The sequence below is a fragment of the Geodermatophilus sp. SYSU D00814 genome, from assembly GCF_054050055.1.
In genome coordinates, this window is sequence record NZ_JBJGYP010000016.1 from 17,334 (window position 1) to 32,856 (window position 15,523).

18 protein-coding genes are annotated in these 15,523 nt (G+C 76.7%); 11 read left to right on the top strand and 7 right to left on the bottom strand.

Translation table 11 applies throughout. From position 1 onward, the window contains the following. Entirely contained in the window at positions 1 to 384 is a 384-nt protein-coding gene (locus tag ACI780_RS13870) for a PaaI family thioesterase (protein WP_456872667.1), read from the bottom strand. 100 nt (positions 385 to 484) lie between these two features. Between ACI780_RS13870 and ACI780_RS13875 the strand changes: the two genes are divergently transcribed. Further along, the gene (locus ACI780_RS13875) at positions 485 to 1,021 is read left to right on the top strand and encodes a DM13 domain-containing protein (protein ID WP_456872702.1); all 537 of its coding nucleotides are present in this window, start codon (positions 485 to 487) and stop codon (positions 1,019 to 1,021) included. 9 nt (positions 1,022 to 1,030) lie between these two features. Here the strand turns inward: ACI780_RS13875 and ACI780_RS13880 are convergent, their stop codons facing one another. The 3 genes from ACI780_RS13880 to ACI780_RS13890 are packed head-to-tail and all read right to left on the bottom strand — an operon-like array spanning position 1,031 to position 3,379. Then, the gene (locus tag ACI780_RS13880) at positions 1,031 to 1,468 is read right to left on the bottom strand and encodes a GNAT family N-acetyltransferase (RefSeq protein WP_457003542.1); all 438 of its coding nucleotides are present in this window, start codon (positions 1,466 to 1,468) and stop codon (positions 1,031 to 1,033) included. Between the two features lie 31 nt (positions 1,469 to 1,499). Next, positions 1,500 to 2,348 (bottom strand): ABC transporter permease, encoded by an 849-nt coding sequence (locus tag ACI780_RS13885; protein WP_456872669.1) that lies wholly within the window; start codon positions 2,346 to 2,348, stop codon positions 1,500 to 1,502. Further along, entirely contained in the window at positions 2,345 to 3,379 is a 1,035-nt protein-coding gene (locus ACI780_RS13890; RefSeq protein WP_456872670.1) for an ATP-binding cassette domain-containing protein, read from the bottom strand. Before ACI780_RS13890 ends, ACI780_RS13885 begins: the two co-directional genes overlap by 4 nt. Before the next feature lie 171 nt (positions 3,380 to 3,550). Here ACI780_RS13890 and ACI780_RS13895 point away from each other — a divergent pair, with 171 nt between their 5' ends. From ACI780_RS13895 to ACI780_RS13920, 6 genes are all read left to right on the top strand, one after another. Continuing rightward, the gene (locus tag ACI780_RS13895; RefSeq protein ID WP_457003545.1) at positions 3,551 to 4,573 is read left to right on the top strand and encodes an iron ABC transporter substrate-binding protein; all 1,023 of its coding nucleotides are present in this window, start codon (positions 3,551 to 3,553) and stop codon (positions 4,571 to 4,573) included. 89 nt (positions 4,574 to 4,662) lie between these two features. Next, positions 4,663 to 6,165, top strand: a complete 1,503-nt coding sequence (locus tag ACI780_RS13900) for an ABC transporter permease (protein ID WP_457003546.1) — start codon at positions 4,663 to 4,665, stop codon at positions 6,163 to 6,165. Next, positions 6,162 to 7,229 (top strand): ABC transporter ATP-binding protein, encoded by a 1,068-nt coding sequence (locus ACI780_RS13905; RefSeq protein WP_457003548.1) that lies wholly within the window; start codon positions 6,162 to 6,164, stop codon positions 7,227 to 7,229. The genes ACI780_RS13900 and ACI780_RS13905 overlap by 4 nt, the downstream gene beginning before the upstream one ends. A 44-nt stretch (positions 7,230 to 7,273) precedes the next feature. Further along, on the top strand, positions 7,274 to 8,065 hold the full coding sequence (locus tag ACI780_RS13910; protein WP_456872674.1) for an aldolase/citrate lyase family protein: 792 nt from the start codon (positions 7,274 to 7,276) through the stop codon (positions 8,063 to 8,065). Next, on the top strand, positions 8,062 to 8,916 hold the full coding sequence (locus ACI780_RS13915; protein WP_457003550.1) for an NAD-dependent epimerase/dehydratase family protein: 855 nt from the start codon (positions 8,062 to 8,064) through the stop codon (positions 8,914 to 8,916). The genes ACI780_RS13910 and ACI780_RS13915 overlap by 4 nt, the downstream gene beginning before the upstream one ends. Continuing rightward, positions 8,913 to 9,671 carry a glycosyltransferase gene (locus tag ACI780_RS13920; RefSeq protein WP_457003552.1) on the top strand — a complete coding sequence of 253 codons (759 nt, stop codon included), beginning with the start codon at positions 8,913 to 8,915 and terminating at the stop codon, positions 9,669 to 9,671. The genes ACI780_RS13915 and ACI780_RS13920 overlap by 4 nt, the downstream gene beginning before the upstream one ends. Here ACI780_RS13920 and ACI780_RS13925 read toward each other — a convergent pair. Beyond that, the gene (locus ACI780_RS13925) at positions 9,586 to 11,016 is read right to left on the bottom strand and encodes a hypothetical protein (RefSeq protein WP_457003554.1); all 1,431 of its coding nucleotides are present in this window, start codon (positions 11,014 to 11,016) and stop codon (positions 9,586 to 9,588) included. The genes ACI780_RS13920 and ACI780_RS13925 overlap by 86 nt on opposite strands. A gap of 50 nt (positions 11,017 to 11,066) precedes the next feature. Here ACI780_RS13925 and ACI780_RS13930 point away from each other — a divergent pair, with 50 nt between their 5' ends. Both ACI780_RS13930 and ACI780_RS13935 read left to right on the top strand, forming a co-directional pair. Further along, positions 11,067 to 11,570, top strand: coding sequence for a very short patch repair endonuclease (locus ACI780_RS13930; protein ID WP_457003556.1), 504 nt, complete (start codon positions 11,067 to 11,069; stop codon positions 11,568 to 11,570). Between the two features lie 9 nt (positions 11,571 to 11,579). Beyond that, positions 11,580 to 13,070 (top strand): DUF222 domain-containing protein, encoded by a 1,491-nt coding sequence (locus ACI780_RS13935; protein WP_457003558.1) that lies wholly within the window; start codon positions 11,580 to 11,582, stop codon positions 13,068 to 13,070. A 381-nt stretch (positions 13,071 to 13,451) separates the two neighbouring features. On the opposite strand, the gene ACI780_RS13940 is transcribed toward ACI780_RS13935, so the two are convergent. Continuing rightward, the gene (locus tag ACI780_RS13940; RefSeq protein WP_457003560.1) at positions 13,452 to 13,721 is read right to left on the bottom strand and encodes a helix-turn-helix domain-containing protein; all 270 of its coding nucleotides are present in this window, start codon (positions 13,719 to 13,721) and stop codon (positions 13,452 to 13,454) included. 53 nt (positions 13,722 to 13,774) lie between these two features. Here ACI780_RS13940 and map point away from each other — a divergent pair, with 53 nt between their 5' ends. Continuing rightward, complete coding sequence (map, locus tag ACI780_RS13945; RefSeq protein ID WP_457003562.1) at positions 13,775 to 14,548, top strand: type I methionyl aminopeptidase; 774 nt, start codon at positions 13,775 to 13,777, stop codon at positions 14,546 to 14,548. An 11-nt stretch (positions 14,549 to 14,559) separates the two neighbouring features. Here the strand turns inward: map and ACI780_RS13950 are convergent, their stop codons facing one another. Beyond that, entirely contained in the window at positions 14,560 to 15,108 is a 549-nt protein-coding gene (locus tag ACI780_RS13950; RefSeq protein WP_457003565.1) for a DUF6328 family protein, read from the bottom strand. 180 nt (positions 15,109 to 15,288) lie between these two features. Here ACI780_RS13950 and ACI780_RS13955 point away from each other — a divergent pair, with 180 nt between their 5' ends. After that, on the top strand, positions 15,289 to 15,510 hold the full coding sequence (locus ACI780_RS13955) for a hypothetical protein (RefSeq protein WP_456872683.1): 222 nt from the start codon (positions 15,289 to 15,291) through the stop codon (positions 15,508 to 15,510). Positions 15,511 to 15,523: the final 13 nt, after the last annotated feature.

Genomic DNA, 15,523 nt, shown 5'->3' on the forward strand with positions numbered 1-15,523 from the left:
TCAGCGCTCGAGGAGGGCGAAGGTCGCCACGGCGTGCGCCAGGGCCTCCCCGTCCTGCTCGACGTCGGCCTCGCAGACGGTCAGGTGCTCCCCGCGGGTACGCACCCGGCCGCGCACCTCGAGCCGGCCGGGCTTCCCGGGCCGCAGGTAGGTCACCGTCAGCTGGCTGGTCGCGGGCACCTGGCCGTCGGTGGTGGTGGTGCGCACCGCCTGACCCATGGCCGTGTCGACCAGCGTCGCGACGACCCCGCCGTGCAGCGTGCCTGCCGGGTTGAGGTGCTCCTCGCGCACCTCGAACGCGAGCGTGGCCGCGCCATCGTCGCTCTCGGCCAGCCGGGCGCCGAGCCCTCCGGCGAAGCCGCCCACGTCGCCGTCGTCCGCCATGCCCGGGCCCGTACCCGCCCGCCCGCCGGTCACGCCCGGCCGCCGCGTGCCGGACGCCCCACGGATCGCGGCCGCGCGGCTAGGGTCCGCCGCCGTGTCGATGCGGCGGAGGACGTGGGTCTGGCTGGGAGCGGCGGTCGTCGCGGTGGTGCTCGGGGTGGTCACCCTGGCGTGGTTCCAGCCGCAGCGGCTGTTCTACGACAGCCGGGTCGACGAGGCCCTGCCCTCGGCGGCGGCCGGGGCGGCGGACACGACCGGCAGGATCGGCAGCGCGCTGCCGGCCGACCCGGTCGACCTGGCCACCGGCACGTTCGTCTCGCTCGAGCACGAGACGGTCGGCACCGCGCGGGTGGTCCGGCTGCCCGACGGGTCGACCGTCGTCCGGCTGGAGGGCTTCGAGACCACCAACGGGCCGGCGCTGTTCGTCTACCTCTCGCAGAACGCCGCCACGGGCGAGGAGGCCGCCTTCGACGACGACTTCGTCGACCTCGGGCCGCTCAAGGGCAACGTCGGCGACCAGAACTACGTCGTCCCGGAGGGCTTCGACGCGACCGGCTACGTCAGCGTCGTCATCTGGTGCGAGCGCTTCGACGCCGCCTTCGGCGCCGCCGACCTCGCCCCGGTGGCAGCCACCTGAACGCCGCCCTCAGGCCGGCTCGCGGCGCATCGGCACGTGCGGGATGCCGTCCTCGACGTAGCCCGGGCCGCTGACCCGGAAGCCGAGCCGCTCGTACCAGCCCTGCAGGTGCGCCTGGGCGCCGAGCGTGACCGGGAACCCCGCGCAGAGCTCGATGCCCGCCTCGACCAGCCGCGCGGCCAGCCCGCGCCCGCGGGCACCGGCGGCGGTGGCGACCCGGCCGATCGCGCGGGTGGCGCCGTCGTCGAGCACCCGGATGGTGGCCAGCACCTCGCCGTCCTGCTCGAACCACAGGTGCCGGGTGCCCGGCTCGACGTCGCGGCCGTCGAGCTCGGGGTAGGGGCACTGCTGCTCGACGACGAACACGTCGACCCGCAGCCGGCACAGCTCGTAGACCTCGAACGGGGTGAGCTCGGCGAAGCCGGCGGTGCGCAGGAGCGGGGCCACCCGCCCGTTGTAGCGCACCGCCGCGGCGGGCTCAGGCGCGGGCGCGGTAGCGCCGCATCGTCAGCGGCCCGAGGACGGCGACCAGCGCCACGGCCCAGACCAGCACCCACCCGACGTCGGCCACGTCGACCCCGCCGTGCACCAGGCCGCGCACCGCGCTGACCAGGTGGCTGACCGGGTTGACCTCGACGACGGACCGCAGCCAGCCCGGCATCGTCGCGGGGTCGACGAAGATGTTGCTGCCGAACGTCAGCGGCATCAGCACCATCATCGACCAGCCCATGACCGCCTGCGGGGTGCGCAGCCGCAGCGCCAGGTACGTCCAGACCCAGCCGAGGGCGAAGGCGAAGACCAGCAGCAGCCCGACCGCGGCCAGCAGGCCAACGACCCCGCCACCGGGACGCAGCCCCAGCACCATGCCCAGGCCGAGGACGACGACCGAGGCGAGGGTGAACCGCACGACGTCGCCCAGCAGCGCGCCGACCAGCGCCGAGGGCCGCCACACCGGCAGCGAGCGGATGCGGTCGAAGACGCCCTTCTCGATGTCGGTGTTGAGGGCGACGCCGGTGTACATCGTGATCATGAGGATGCTCTGCACGAGGATCCCGGGCAGGAAGAACTGCACGTAGGCCTCGACCGAGCCGGCCAGGGCGCCGCCGAAGAGGTACGTGAAGATCAGCGTCAGCATCACCGGGAAGACCGTGACGTCGAACAGCTGCTCGGGTACGTGCTTGATCCGCAGCAGCGTGCGCCACCCGAAGGTGGCCGAGGCCGCCAGCGGGCCCTGCGGCCGCGGGCGCTCCCCGGAGCCGAGCGCGGCCAGCACCGCGGCGGTGTCGGGTGCGGCGAGCGGGGGAGGGGCGCTGTCGAGAGCGGTCATCGTCGGTCCTCCGGGTCGGGAGCGGGGGTGCCGGCGTCCTCGGCGGGCCGGCCGGTCAGGGCGAGGAACACCTCGTCGAGGCTCGGCTGGCCGAGCGCGAACTGGGCCAGCTCGATGCCGGCGCCCTCGAGTGCGGTGAGCGCCCGGGCCGCCGGTCCGGCCTCGGGCACGCGGGCGGTGAGCGCCGCCGGGTCGCCGTCCTCGGCCACCGGCACGCCCAGCACCCGCTCGAGCAGCTCGCGCGCGGTGCCGCGGCGGGCCGGGTCGAGCACCCGCACGTGCAGCGTGCCCGAGCCCACCGACGCCTTCAGCGCCCCCGGCGTGCCCTCGGCGATGACCCGGCCGGCGTCGATGACCGAGATGCGGTCGGCGAGCTGGTCGGCCTCGTCGAGGTACTGGGTGGTGAGCAGCACCGTCGTCCCGCCGCGGACCAGCGCGCGGACGACGTCCCAGACCTGGTTGCGGCTGCGCGGGTCGAGGCCGGTGGTCGGCTCGTCGAGGAAGACCAGGTCGGGCCGGACGACGATGCTCGCGGCGATGTCGACCCGCCGCCGCATGCCGCCGGAGTAGTGCTTGACCTGCCTGCCGGCCGCCTCGGTGAGGCCGAAGGCGCTCAGCAGCTGGTCGGTGCGCTGGCGCGCCGCGGCCCGGGAGTAGCCGAGCAGCCGGGCCAGCAGGAGCAGGTTCTCCGCGCCGGTGAGGTCCTCGTCGAGCGAGGCGAACTGGCCGGTGAGGCTCACCCGCGCGCGGACGGCGTCGGCGTCGGTGACGACGTCGTGGCCGAAGACCCGCGCCCGCCCGCCGTCGGGCGGGATGAGGGTGGCCAGCATCCGGATGGTGGTGGTCTTGCCCGCACCGTTGGGCCCGAGGAAGCCGTGGACGCCGCCCTGCGGGATGCACAGGTCGACACCGGCCACCGCCGTCGTCGCGCCGAACCGCTTGACCAGTCCCGTGGCCTCGATGGCCGGGACGTCCCCGCCGCCCGCTGCCTGGTCCCCGGCCGGCACCGTGTCGCCGACGTACGCCGTCACGTGCCCCACCTCCCGCTCCCGTGTCGGTGCCCGCACGGTCCCGCACGGGTCTGACAGGAGGACCGGGGCGGCACCGGTGACTCATCGGTCCCGCACCCTCGGCACGTCTGCTTAGGTGTGCCTACCCTGGGCGGCTGACGACACCGCCGTCCCACGTCTCTTGGAGGACCCGTGACCAGGCCCGGCCGGGCGACCGCTGCTGCGCTGACCGCCGTCTGCCTCTCCGGGGCGCTGGCCGCCTGCGGCAGCGCGGGGGCCGCCGACGCCGACACGCTCACCGTGTACAGCGCCCAGCACGAGAGCCTGGTGCGCACCATGCTCGAGGGCTTCACCGAGGAGACCGGCATCGAGGTGGAGTTCCGCGACGGCAACGACGCGGAGCTGGCCAACCAGATCGTGCAGGAGGGCGAGGCCTCCCCGGCCGACGTCTTCCTCACCGAGAACAGCCCGTCGATCGCCGTGCTCGACCGCGAGGGGCTGCTCGCGCCGCTGGAGCAGGAGACGCTCGACCAGGTGGGCGAGCAGTTCCGGCCCTCCTCGGGCACCTGGACCGGCTTCGCCGCCCGCTCCACCGTGCTCGTGTACGACCCCACGGCCCTGCCGGAGGACCAGCTGCCGGCGTCGATCCTCGACCTGGCCGACCCGGCCTGGGAGGGCCGCATCGGCATCGCCGCCGGCGGCGCGGACTTCCAGGCGATCGTCGCCGCCGTCCTGGCGCTGCGCGGCGAGGAGGCCACCCGCGCCTGGCTCGAGGGTCTCGAGCGCAACGCCGCCGTCTACCAGAGCAACACCGCCGTGATGGTCGCCGCCGACGAGGGCGAGATCGACGCCGGCGTCATGTACCACTACTACTGGTACCGCGACCAGGCCGAGGGCGGCCTCAAGGGCGACGACGCCCGGCTGCACCTCTTCGGCAACGGCGACCCCGGCGCCTTCCTGAGCACCTCCGGCGCCGGCGTCCTCGCCTCCTCCGACCAGCAGGACGACGCCCAGCGGCTGGTCGCCTACCTGACCGCGCCCGAGGCGCAGGCCCGGCTGGCCGAGAGCACCGCCCTCGAGTACGCCGTCGGCGTCGGGGTGCCGTCCGCCGAGGCGCTGCCGCCGCTGGACACCCTCGGCGCCCCCGCGGTCGACCCCGCCTCCCTCGACCAGGAGCAGGTCACCGAGCTCATGCAGGAGGTGGGGCTGCTCTGAGCCTCACCGCCGGACCGGCCGCCGCGACGCCGACCGCACGGGCGTCGCGGGGCCACCGCGCGTCCCGGGCCCGCCGCGCCCCGGTCACGGTGGCGCTGGCGGCGGCCGTCGCCGCGCTCGCGCTGCTGCCGCTGGTGCACATCGCGGTGGCCGTCGCCGAGGTCGGCTGGAGCGGCGTGGCGGAGCTGGTGTTCCGGCCGCGGGTCGCCGAGCTGCTGGGCAACACCGTCCGGCTGGTCGCGGGCACCGTCGCCGTCACCGCGGTGCTCGGCGTCGGCGCCGCCTGGCTGGTCGAGCGCACCGCGCTGCCCGGCCGCCGCGTCTGGCACGTGCTGCTGGTCGCGCCGCTGGCCCTGCCGGCGTTCGTGAGCAGCTCGGCGTGGATCTCGCTGCTGCCCGGCCTGGACACCTACGGCGGTGCCCTGCTGGTCGTGTCGCTGGCCTACGCGCCGTTCGTTTACCTGCCCGCCGTCGCGGCGTTCCGCGGGCTCGACCCCGCGCTGGAGGAGACCGCCCGGGGGCTGGGCCTGTCGACGTGGGGGGTGTTCCGGCGGGTGCAGCTGCCGCAGCTGCGGGTGGCCGTACTCGGCGGGACGCTGCTGGTCGCCCTGCACGTGCTCGCCGAGTTCGGCGCGCTGGCCATGCTGCGCTACCCGACCTTCACCACCGCCGTCTACGACCAGTACCGCGCCACCTTCAACGGACCCGCCGCCACCATGCTCGCCGGCGTGCTCGTGCTGCTGTGCCTGGTGCTGCTGCTGGCCGAGATCCGGCTGCGCGGCACCCGCGGCTACGCCCGCACCGGGGCCGGCGCCGCCCGCCGGGTGCGCCCGGTCCGGCTCGGCGCGCTCACCGGCCCCGCACTGCTGGCCCTCACCACGGTGGTGGCGCTGTCGCTGCTCGTGCCGCTCGCCGCGCTGGTGTCGTGGTTCCGCACCGGCACCTCCGCGCGGGTCGACTGGGCGGCGCTGGCCACCACGACCGGGACGACGCTGGCGCTGGCCGCCGCGGCCGCCGCCGTCACCACCGTGCTCGCCCTGCCCACCGGGTGGCTGGCCGTGCGCCGCCGCGGGCCGGTGGCGACCCTGCTCGAGCGCACCACCTACCTCGGCAGCGCGGTGCCGGCGATCGTCGTCGCGCTGGCGCTGGTGGCGGTGAGCATCCGGGTGCTGCCGGCGCTGTACCAGACGGTGCCGGTGCTGCTGGCGGCCTACGCGATCCTCTTCCTGCCCCGGGCGATCGTCACGGTGCGCGCCGCGGTCGAGCAGTCCCCGCCGGTGCACGACGACGTCGCCGCCTCCCTGGGCGTCTCCGCGCCGGCCCGGCTGTGGCGGGTGACCCTCCCGCTGCTGGCCCCCGGCATCGGCGCCGGCGCGGCGCTGGTGTTCCTCGCGGTGGTCACCGAGCTCACCGCCACGCTGCTGCTGGCCCCCACGGGCACCGAGACGCTCGCCACGGCGTTCTGGTCGGCGAGCAGTGCCCTCGAGTTCGGCGCCGCCGCCCCCTACGCCGTCGTCATGGTGCTGCTCTCGGCACCGGCCACGGTGCTGCTGTCCCGAGACGCCCTCCCCCGACGAGGTCCGACCCCATGAGCGCGCTGACCGTCTCCGGCCTGGCGAAGTCCTACGGCCGCACCCCGGTGCTCACCGGGGTGGACCTGCACGTCCCGGCCGGGACGACCACCGCGCTGCTGGGCCCCTCCGGCTGCGGCAAGACGACGCTGCTGCGGATCGTCGCGGGCTTCGACGACCCCGACGCCGGCACCGTCGAGCTCGGCGGGCGGGTGGTGGCCGGCGCCGGCCGCGGCGTCCCCGCCCGGTCGCGCGGCATCGGCTTCGTCCCGCAGGAGGGCGGGCTGTTCCCGCACCTGAGCGTGGCGGGCAACGTGGCCTTCGGGCTGCCCCGCCGGCTGCGCCGCGACCGCACGCGGATCGCCGGGCTGCTGGCCCTCGTCGGCCTCGACGCCGCCCTCGCCGACCGCGCGCCGCACCAGCTCTCCGGTGGCCAGCAGCAGCGGGTGGCGCTGGCCCGCGCGCTGGCGCCCGAGCCCTCGCTGGTGCTGCTCGACGAGCCGTTCTCCTCCCTCGACGCCGCGCTGCGCGAGGACACCCGCCGCGCGGTCGCCGAGGCGCTGCGGGCCACCGGCGCCACGGCCGTGCTGGTCACCCACGACCAGGCCGAGGCGCTGTCGACCGCCGACCAGGTGGCGGTGGTGCGCGGCGGCACGCTGGCGCAGCTGGCCGACCCGCGCACGCTCTACCGCGAGCCCCGCGACCTCGACGTCGCCGCGTTCGTCGGGGAGGCGGTGGTCCTCGACGGCGCTGCGACCGGCGGGCGGGTCGCCTCCGAGCTCGGGGAGCTGGCGCTCGGGCGGCCCTGCCCCGACGGGCCGGTCCGGGTGATGCTGCGGCCCGAGCAGCTGCGGCTCTCGCCCGGGGCGGGGGTGCCCGCGCGGGTCCGCGGCGTCGACTTCTACGGCCACGACGCGCGCATCGAGCTGGAGCTGCCCTCGGGTCTGCGGGTGAGCGCGCGCACCGAGGGCGGCGACCTGCCGGCCGAGGGGACGCAGGTCGGCGTGGTCGTCGCCGGCCCCGCGGTGCCCTTCCCGGCGGCGGCCCCGGGCGTGCCGCGGACCTCGGAGCCGACGCCGGCCTGACCCTGGGCGCCGGGTCCGAGTTAGGTGTGCCTAAGCTCACCGCCGTGGACCTGTTCCTCTTCACCGTGGACGCCGCCTGGGGGCGGGACGTCGTCGCCGCCGGCGCGAGCGGGATCGTCGTCGACTGGGAGCGCCGCGGGAAGCACCGGCGGCAGGCCGGCGAGGGCACCCAGATCAACGGCGACACCCTCGCCGATCTCGTCCGCGTGCGCGCGGCCACCGACGGCCGGCTGCTGTGCCGTGTCAACGCCGCCGGCCCGTGGACGCCGCGCGAGGTCGCCGACGCCGTCGCGGCCGGCGCCGACGAGATCCTGCTGCCGATGGTGCGCACGCCCGAGGAGGTCGACCGCACCCTCGAGCTGGTCGCCGGCCGCTGCGGGCTGGGGATCCTGGTCGAGACCCAGGACGCCGTCGACCGGGTCGCCGAGCTGGCCGCGCGGCCGCTGTCGCGGGTGTACGTCGGGCTCAACGACCTGCGCATCGACCGGCGGTCGACCGAGCTGTTCCGCCCGCTGGTCGACGGCACGATCGACGCCGTCCGCGCCGCCGTCCCGGTGCCCTTCGGCGTCGGCGGGCTGACCCTGCCCGGCGGCGGGTTCCCCGTGCCGGGGGAGCTGCTGGCCGCCGAGCTGGTCCGGCTGGGCACCGACTTCACCTTCCTGCGCCGCTCGTTCACCGCCGACATGGCCGGCCGCGACCCGTTCACCGAGGTGCCCCGGCTGCTCGCCTCGCTGGCCGACCTCGCCGACGCCGACCCGCTGACCGCGGCCGGCCGGCGGGAGGCGTTCGTGGCCGCGGTCGAGGAGGCCGCCGCCCCCGTGCCCGTCCCCGCGTGAGCGGCCGGGCGTTGGTCACCGGCGCCGGCGGCTTCGTCGGCCGGCACCTGGTGGCGCGGCTGGAGGCCGACGGCTGGGCGGTCACCGGGCTGACCCGGGCCGACGTCGACCTCGCCGACCCGCTCGCCGCCGCGGCGGCGGTGCGGGCCGCCGACCCCGACGTCGTCTTCTCCCTCGCTGCGGGGCGGGCGAAGGCGACCCCTGCCGAACGGGCGGCGACGGTGGCCGTCAACACCAGTCCCTGGCTGGTCGACGCCCTGCCCGACCGGTGCCGCGCGGTGGTGCGGCTGGGCTCGTCGACCGAGTACGCCGCCGGTCCGGCGCCGCTGGACGAGGACGCGCCGCTGCGCCCGCGCGGCTTCTTCGGCGCCACCAAGGCGGCCGGCTCGCTGCTGCTGCAGGCCGCCGCGGCCGAGCGGGGGGTGCGCGCCGCAGTGGTGCGCGCCTTCCAGGTCTACGGCCCCGGCGACCACCCGACCCGGCTGGTGCCGGTGGTGCTCGCCGCCGCCCGCACCGGCGCGGCGGTGCCGCTGCCGGCCGCGGTCAGCCGACGGGACTGGGTGTGGGTGGGCGACGTCGTCGACGCGTGCGTGCGGGCCGCGCTGGCCGACGACCTCCCGCCCGGCGCGGTGGTCAACGTCGGCACCGGCGTGCAGACCGACGTCGCGGAGCTCGTCGCCACCGCGGAGCGGGTCACCGGCCGCCCGATCGCCACCGTGCGGGGCGCCCACCCGGGCCGGCACTGGGACACCGCCGACTGGGTGTGCGACCCACGGGCGGCCCGCGCGCTGCTGGGCTGGACGCCGACGGTCGACCTGGCCGAGGGGCTGGCCCGCACGTGGGCGGCGTGACCCCGCTCCGCGTCGCCGTCGCCGTCGTCGTCCCCGTGCACGGCAACGAGGCGACGCTGCGGCCCCTGCACGCCCGGCTGGCCGCGGCGCTCGCGGGCCGGGACTGGCGGCTGCGGCTGGTGGTCGACGCCTCGCCCGACGGCAGCCTGGCGGTCGCGCGCTCGCTCGCCGCCGGGGACCCGCGGGTGGCCGTGACCGCGCTGGCGGTCAACGTCGGCCAGCACCGGGCGCTGGCCACCGGGCTGGCCGCCGAGGACGCCGACGCGTGGGTCTGCCTCGACGCCGACCTGCAGGACCCGCCCGAGGCGGTGCCGGCGCTGCTCGACCGGCTGGCCCGCGGCGACGTCGGTGCGGTGTTCGCCGGCCGCCGCGGCCGCTACGAGTCGCCGGCGCGGCGGCTGACCGGGGGGCTGCACCGGCGGGTCGCCGCCGCGCTCACCGGCCTGCCGCCCGACGCCGGCGCGTTCCTCGCCCTCGGGCCGACGGTGCGCGACGCCGTCGTCGGCGCGGTGCTCGGCGGCGACGCGCCCAGCGTCGTCCTCGCCGCGGGCCTGGCCGGCACGCCGCTGACCAGCGTGCCCGTCGCGCGCGACCGGCGGCCGGTGGGGGAGTCGGCGTGGACCGCCCGCGCGCGACTGCGGCAGTCGCTGCGGTCGCTGGCGTGGGCGGTCAGCGGGTCCAGAGCTGCACGACCAGGTCGGTCTTCACGGCCGGCAGGTCCCAGGTCCGGGTCAGCGACAGCCCGGCGTCGCTGAGGATCGCGTCGTCGTCGGTGGGCACCGGCTCGCCGTCGACCAGCCGCCGGACCAGCCAGACGCGGTCGGCGTCGGCGGGGGCGTCGTCGGGCGGGAGGACGACGTCGGGGCGCAGCCGCGGGCCCTCCGTGCGGACGAAGTGGTCGAGCCCCATCGCGGCCCGCTGGTCGGCGGCCACCACCGGCTCGCCGGGACGCTGCTCGCGCAGCAGCAGGGCGACGACGTCGTCGGAGCGTTCCCGCGGCTCGCGGACGGCCAGTGGCGCGGAGGCCACCAGCGACAGGCCGAGCAGGGCCGCGGCCACCGGCGTACGGGCGCCCCGGGGCAGCGCGGTCACCCCGGCCGCGGCCAGCACACCCAGGCCGATCAGCCCGGCCAGCAGGTAGCGGGGCAGGTACACCGGCCGGACGGTCTCGGCGGCCAGCAGGAGCAGCAGCGGCACCAGCAGCCAGCAGGCGCCGACGGCGCGGACCCCGGCGCCACGCAGCGCGCCGACCACGGCCAGCCCGACGGTGAGGTACAGCAGCGGGGTGCGGCCGCCGGACCAGGCCGCGACGGCGAGGTCGGCGAGGGTGCCGCCGGTGTCGCGCAGGTGCTCGGCGTTGCGGCCGCCGGTGCCGTTGAGCAGGTTGACCCCGACCAGGCCGACGGCCGGCAGGGCGGCCAGCGTGCCGACGACGGCGACCCTGGTGGCGGCCCGGCCGCGCAGCAGCAGCGCCGCGACGACGAACGCGGCGAGGACCGTGACCGCGTACCAGTGCGCCAGGCCCATCCCGGCGCCGGCCAGACCGAACAGCAGCAGGCCGCGGCGCTCCTGCAGCCAGCGGGTCAGGCCCAGGACCGCACCGCCGGTGGCCAGCACCGCGAGCCCGTAGCTGCGGGCCTCCACGGCCTGCTCGAGCAGCAGCGGGGCGCAGGCGGGCACCAGCCCGGTGAGCACGCCCGTGGGGCGCCCGGCCAGCCGGGTGACCGCCCGCGTGACGAGCGCCAGGCCGCCGGCGGTGGCCAGCACCGACAGCACCCGCAGCGACGTGTCGCCGCCCAGCCCCGGCAGCGACACCCAGGCGTGCACGACGAGGTAGTACGGGGCGTTGTAGGACGGCGGGACGTCGGCGAGGTAGCTGGTGACGCCCTCGCCGGTGACGATCGCGCGCAGGATGTCGCCGAGCGGGCGGCGGGCCACCTCGGAGGTGAACGCCTCGTCGAACCACAACCCGTGGCCGGGGGCGAGCAGGACGGCGCACAGCAGCCCCAGCACCGCGGGGGGCAGCAGCTCGACGGGCGACCAGCGCGGCGGTGCGGTCGCTGACGGGGCGTCGAGCGTCCGGTCGGCCGTCGCGGTCACGGGGAGGAAGGGTAGGCGAACCTCACCTGCCGGTCGGTGTCGGTGGGGCGGTGGAGCACGTCCGGGTGACCTCGGCCGGCTCCGACCCGACGGCCGGGCCGGGGCCGGCGCCGCCGCCGTCCTCCGAGGTGGTGGCTGCCCGGTTCCGCCGGCAGGGCCGGCGCGACACCCGCCACGAGCTGGCCGTCCGCCGACGGCTGCACGCGCGGGGAGTCCGCTTTCGCGTCGATGTGCGCCCCTGTCCCGAGACCCGCGCCCGAGGCGACATCGTGTGGAAGGGCCGGCGGCTGGTCGTGTTCCTCGACGGCTGTTTTTGGCACGGGTGCTCGACCTGCGGACACCTTCCGAAGGCCAACCAGGAGTGGTGGGCGGCCAAGCTGGCCGGCAACACCGCCCGCGACCGCCGCGCCGACGCCGTCCTCACCGGGCTGGGGTGGCGGGTGCTGCGGTTCTGGGAGCACGAGGACCCCGACGACGTCGCCGACGCGATCTGTGCGGCCCTCGGTCGCGTTGCTCCTGGTCAGGGCCCCGTTTCTGTCGTACCCCGTGCGTAGGTTGGGGTCGTGGAGGTCGTGGAGTACGTGTCGCCGGTGGAGCGGGCGCTCGCCGGGTGGCTCGTCGAGCGGCCCGTACAGGTGCCGCGGCTGCCGGTGGCGGTGCTGTCCGACGAGCAGGCCGCCGCTGAGTTGCAGCGGGTGCAGCAGCGTCGGGCGATGGAGGCGGCCTACGAGGCGGAGCTGGTGCTGCGGTTGGCCGAGGCCCGCCCGGCCGACGACGACCCCGCACCGGGCACGCCGGGTGCCAGGCGGCGTGGGTCGTGGGCGCCGGACACCGAGCTGCCCGGTGTCTCGGAGTTCTTCACCGCCGAGCTGGCGGTGGTCCTCAACTGCGGCCGGGGTACGGCCAACCACCTGGCCACCCGCGCCTGGACCTACCGCGAACGGCTGCCCGCGACCTGGGCCGCGCTGGCCGCCGGGGAGCTGGACGAGGCCCGCGCGAAGGCGCTGGTCGACGTGCTGCAGCACACCGCCCCGGCCCTGGCCCGCCGCATCGAGGCCGCCGTGCTGCCCGAGGCCGCGCAGCTGACCGTCGGCAAGCTGAAGAAGCGCGCCCTCGAACTCCTGCTGGAAGCCGACTCGGAGGCCATCGACGAACGGCGCAACACCGCCGAACGGCGCTCGGACGTGCGGGTCTACGCGTCGCCGTCGGACGGGATGAGCACGCTGGCCGCCGACCTGCCCACCGACGTGGCCGCCGCCTGCCACGCGACCGTCGATGCACTGGCCCGGATGCTGAAGGCCGACGGCGATCCCCGCCCGATCGGGCAGCTGCGCACGCTGGTGTTCGCCGACCTGCTGCAGCGGCCCTGGCAGGCCGGGCCGGCGGTGACCGCGCACCTGCAGATCATCGCCACCCTCGCCGCCCTGGCCGGCCGCTCGGACCAGGCCGGGGCGGTGAACGGACTGCCGATCACCGCCGCCCACCTGCGCGAACTGCTGCGACAGCTCGACGCGCTCGGCGTGCAGACCCCCGAGGGCGGCACGGTGACGGTGGCGCTGACCGAGGGCGACGGGACGCTCCGGGCGACCGCGACGCTGAACCGGCTACGGAAGCTGGCCACCCGAGGCTGCCCTGATCATGCGGAGACCGAGTGCGACTGCCCGGTGCTCGACCGGCCGGCGGGCCGGGACGGCTACACGCCCTCGGCGGCGCAGCAGGCGTTCGTCCGCACCCGCGACCGCACCTGCCGCTTCCCCACCTGCGGCCAACGGGTGGGCTGGGCCGACGCCGACCACGTCCTCCCGCACGCCGCCGGTGGGGCCACCGACTGCGCCAACCTGTGCTGCCTGTGCCGCTCGCATCACCGGGTGAAGACCTTCGCCCGCGGCTGGCGCTTCCACATGGCCGCAGACGGGACGCTCACCGTCACCACCCCGTCGGGCATCACCCGCACCACCCGGCCACCGGGCCTGCGACCACCACCGCCGCCGGAGCCCGAACCACCTGGAGCAGAAGAACCGGCCGCCCCGGACGACGACCCGCCGCCGTTCTGACGACCTGCAGCCGTCCCGATCCCGTCCGTGCGGACGACGCTGCCTCGACCCGTGTCCCTGCTGGCCACCATGGCTACGGCGTCACGGTCCTCCGGGCGGTCCAGGCGCGGGTCTCGTGCACAGCGGGCCGGCGCCCTCCGGCCGCTGCTCGTGCTGCACCTCGTAGACGCACTCACCGCACTCCGGGCCGTCGACTCCTGGTGTGCCGGGATGCTCGCGGCTGTCGTGCCCGCAGGACGAGCAGCTCCCGAAGAAGGGGAGGCGCTGCCGCCAGCGGTCGAGGATGCGCCCGGCCGGAACCTACGGCCACGCCCGACGGCGACATCCAGATGCCCGCCCCTGTCTCCGTCAGGTGCCCGGGGGAGTCGCGACCGCTCGAGGTCAGGCGGTGCGCCGGACGTCGTCCGACTTCGCGGACAGCGCCGACGCGACCCGGTCCAGGGACAGGCCGAGTGCCCCGGCCAGTGCCGCCACGGTGAAGAAGGCCGGCATCGGGATCCGGCCGGACTCGATCTTGCGCAGCGCCTCGAGGCTCACTCCCGAGGCGGCGGCCACCGCGGCCTGGCTGCGCGGCCCGCGAGCAGAGCGGAGCAGTTCCCCGAGCCGGCGGCCGCGGTCGCGTTCGGCGGGGGACAGCGGCGGGCGCACCATGCCGTGATACTAATACCGGCATACCAATACCGGTCGGCGAGGAGGCCCGGACGATGGTGGAGCTGCGGACCCCGGGCGAGATCGACGCCATGCACGCCGCCGGGCAGGTCGTCGCCCAGGTGCTCACGGCCGTCTGCCGGCACGCCGCGGCCGGGGTGCGCCTGCGCGACCTCGACGAGGTGGCCCGGGACGTGCTGGAGCAGGCCGGCGCCGGGTCACCGTTCCTCGGCTACCGGCCGCACCGGTCGATGCCGCCGTTCCCCGCGGTCATCTGCACCTCGGTCAACGACGTGGCCCTGCACGGCATCCCGACCGACCGGCGCCTCGTCGACGGCGACCTGCTCAGCGTCGACGCCGGCGCCAGTCTCGACGGCTGGGTCGGCGACTCCGCCGTCACCGTCCCGATCGGCACGGTGAGCCCGGCGGACGCGGCCCTGGTCGCGACGACGGAGCGGGCCCTGCGGTCCGGGATCGCCGCCGCCGTCCCCGGCGGCCGGCTGGGGGACGTCTCGGCCGCCGTCGGCGCGGTCGGCCGGGCCGCCGGGTACGGCGTCGACACCGAGCACGGCGGGCACGGGGTCGGGCGCACCATGCACGAGGCCCCCTACGTGCCCAACGACGGCCGGGCGGGCCGCGGCCTGCGACTGCGCGCGGGCCTGGTCGTCGCCATCGAGCCCTGGTTCACGGCCGGCGGCGACGACGACCACCGCGTCGACGGGGACGGCTGGAGCATCCGCACGGTCGACGGCAGCCGCGCCGCCCACGCCGAGCACACCGTCGCCGTCACCGACGACGGCCCCCGCGTCCTGACGGCCCGGACGGGCTGAGCGCCGCCGGATCACTCGCCGGCGGTGCTCCCGCGGGCGCGCTGCAGCAGCGGGCTGCCGATCCACAGCCACCCCAGCAGCGCGGCGACCACGCCGCCGGTGACGAGCGCCTGGGGGAGAGCGAAGAGGAAGTCGACGACCAGCACCACCGCCGAGACGATCGCGACCGCGAGGACGCACAGGCCCGAGAAGGCCAGGCGGTTGCTCCGCCGCAGCAGGTCCTCCTTGTCGTGCTGCCGGAACAGCGCGCGGTGCTGGGCGGCCGGCGAGATCAGCAGCGCCGTGGCGACGACGGCGGCGATGAGCGTGACGAAGTAGACGTCGCGCTGGAACTCCGTCGCCCGCTCGGTGGCTTGCTGGAACGGCACCACCAGCAGGAACGCGAACAGGAACTGCACGCCGGGCAGGGCGATCCGCAGCTCGTTGAGCAGCTCCATGAGCTCCCGGTCGATGCGTTCGGCGTGGGACTCGTCCCGGCCGTCGGCGCCCCGCCCGTCCTGCTGCGCGGCAGCCCGCCGCACGCCCGCCCGTGCCCGCTGCCCCGATCCCGTGGTGGCCATCTCCTTGGCACCTCCTCCGTCCGTCCCCGCCCACGGCCCTGCCGTGATCCGGCCTGTATGCCCGCCGGACGCCCGTTCGTCACCTGCCGGCCCCCGGCCGGTCACCCGTCGGTCGCCCGGTGGTCACCGGATCGGCCGACCGGCGGGTACCGGACCGCCATGACGTCGATGTGGGAACCGATGACCCCCAACGCGAACGGCCCGGCCGAGGAGATCGCCGCGGCGGACCCCGGCGCCGGCGCACCGGCACCGGCCGAGGGCTTCGGCGTCGCCGGGGAGGAGCCCGACCGGACCGCCGGGACCGACCCCGCGGACGAGTCCGGCGCGCCCGACCCCGCCGACGTGGACACCGTCTTCCGGACGCCGGATCCCGCCGACGTCCGCCGCGACCCGGCCGGCTGACGGTCCCGCCGGG